The sequence below is a fragment of the Mesorhizobium sp. P5_C1 genome (genome assembly GCF_054049815.1).
On sequence record NZ_JBFULQ010000772.1, the window covers coordinates 1 to 2015 of the forward strand.

Here is a 2015-nt window from a genome sequence, read left to right on the forward strand (position 1 = left end):
GAACAGGAACGGCAGGCCGATCATCAGGAAAATGCGTGCAAGGCAAAGAAGCGGAAGCTGGGTCTGGGGCGAGTGACGTGATGACGGCGATGCCATAAAGCGCGAACGCCTGCGAATAGGTGGTGATCACCCAGGTGCTCTCATCCGTCCCGGCGGCCAGGCTGCCGGCGATGTTGCGCAGGGCCACATTGGCGATCGAAGTGTCGAGCACCAGCATGAAGGTGGCGATCGAGACGATGACCGCGATGAGCCAGGGATTGCGGCCACCGGCGGCGGACCGGCTTTCACTCGCGCCACTGGCCATTTCGACGGCACTCATCTCACCTTGACTGTCGGCACTACCGACAGGCCTGGACCGAGCAGCACGCCCGGCGGTTGGTCGAAGACGATCTTACCGGCACGCGCTGCATCCGCAGCCCCCGGTGAAGTAAGCACTGGCGCCGGCTCTCCGGGGGCCGGCGCGCCTTCCAACCGTGAAAGCGCAGAAACAGATGACATCGAAGCTTGACGATATCTCGGAGGCCATCGGAGCGTGTGAGTGCATGCGTAACGCCGAACCGCGATTGAAGTTCATCAAGCCGCAGGAGCCTTTGCTGGTGCTCGAGCCGCCCGTCAGCGACGAYTGGCTSCACGAGATCAAGTATGACGGCTTCCGCACCCAGCTSATCCKSGATTGGGCWGRGGYKCGCGCMTTCACCAGGACCGGCATCGAYTGGTCRAARCGCTAYTGGCCTGTCGTCGACGCGGCCGAGAAACTGCCGGCGATTCTATGGGACCTGGTGGAGCCGGCCGACGGGATCATCTAGCCAGCAYGTCGAGGGCGACGGCGCCGCGTTCTTGGCCGCCGTCGACAAGATGGGGCTCGAAGGCATGGTGTCGAAGCGCYGCGGCAGCCCCTATCGCAGCGGCGAATCCGATGCGTGGGTCAAAACGAAATGCTGGGATGTCGACGACCTCGACCTGATCGGCGTAAAGCGGGAGGCCGGCAAGCAGACCGAGGGGCTGTTCGCCAAGGACGGCAAATATGTCGGCAAGGCCGTCATCGCCACCACGCGCGCGATCAAGGACYGGCTCTGGCACGCATCGAGCGCGATCGTGCCGAGCAACCTGGTGGTGGTGTCCCCACCGCGATSGCCGATGACGACGTCGACTGGGTGAAGCCTGGCATCACCGCCCGCGTCCGGCATCTGCGCGGTGAGCCGAAGCTACGTCACGCCTCGGTGCAGGATTTCAGGAGGTAGGTCATGCCGATTCGMCGAAAGGCAACTGACGCCGGCATMTTCGACGAATCCGAGCTAGCCTTGCTTGGGCGGGTTTTTGAACAATTGAAGCTAGACAATCAGTCGCCAGACGCTCGCGAGGCAATCGCCTCCCGCATTATCGCGAACTTTATGGCCGGCATCACGGATGAAGATGAGCTGGTCTCGCTCTCCAAGCAGCCGTTGGGAAGGTAGGTGGCAAAATGGCGGTGGCTAAGAAGGACCAGGAGCGCATCACCTACGCCTGGATGTATGGCGCCCAGGCGCGCAAGGATGGCAAAGAACGCGGTGCCCGGGTTCTGGCAAGAACACGCCGAGGCCTGGCTAAAGGGTTTTGATGGCGAGCCCATTGCCGGTGCCGCCAAGGCCAAGCCGGTCAGCGATCAGATGGAGGCGGAAGTCGATGAGGTGGCAGTGGATGAGCCGCCGCTTGCGGATGGCCCGCGCGGCGCGGATCCGGCAAAATGAAAAAGCCCGCCACCTTTCAGCAGGCCAGCTCCCACGGGGAATCACTGATAGGTCAGTGATCCAGCCGAACGTTACCGGCGCGACAATGTTCCTTGTCTTTGAAGCGGCCACGTCACCTTGCCCAAGGTGGCGAGCTTTTTACATTAGACGCAACTAATGTCTCTATGGCGCGTTTCCGCATCGGCCAGACAACGTCCCAAGCTGGCCATTTCAAACCCGTCATCGTCCTACGGTGGCGGGAGCCCTTCACGCTTCCTCCGTGACCGGGCTTTTGCGTGCTCCCTCAAC

3 protein-coding genes and 1 pseudogene are annotated in these 2015 nt (G+C 62.3%); 3 read left to right on the top strand and 1 reads right to left on the bottom strand.

The genetic code is table 11. The features are described 5' to 3' along the window. A pseudogene (locus ACXJ7R_RS31085) lies at positions 1-319 on the bottom strand (hypothetical protein); the annotation flags it as partial. Positions 320-837: 518 nt separating this feature from the next. Here ACXJ7R_RS31085 and ACXJ7R_RS31090 point away from each other — a divergent pair. The 3 genes from ACXJ7R_RS31090 to ACXJ7R_RS31100 all read left to right on the top strand — a co-directional run bounded on the left by ACXJ7R_RS31090 (position 838) and on the right by ACXJ7R_RS31100 (position 1727). Then, positions 838-1158 (top strand): hypothetical protein, encoded by a 321-nt coding sequence (locus ACXJ7R_RS31090; RefSeq protein WP_457155149.1) that lies wholly within the window; start codon positions 838-840, stop codon positions 1156-1158. Between the two features lie 86 nt (positions 1159-1244). Further along, positions 1245-1454 (top strand): hypothetical protein, encoded by a 210-nt coding sequence (locus tag ACXJ7R_RS31095; RefSeq protein WP_457155150.1) that lies wholly within the window; start codon positions 1245-1247, stop codon positions 1452-1454. 78 nt (positions 1455-1532) lie between these two features. After that, the gene (locus ACXJ7R_RS31100; RefSeq protein ID WP_457155151.1) at positions 1533-1727 is read left to right on the top strand and encodes a hypothetical protein; all 195 of its coding nucleotides are present in this window, start codon (positions 1533-1535) and stop codon (positions 1725-1727) included. The last annotated feature ends 288 nt before the right edge of the window (positions 1728-2015 follow it).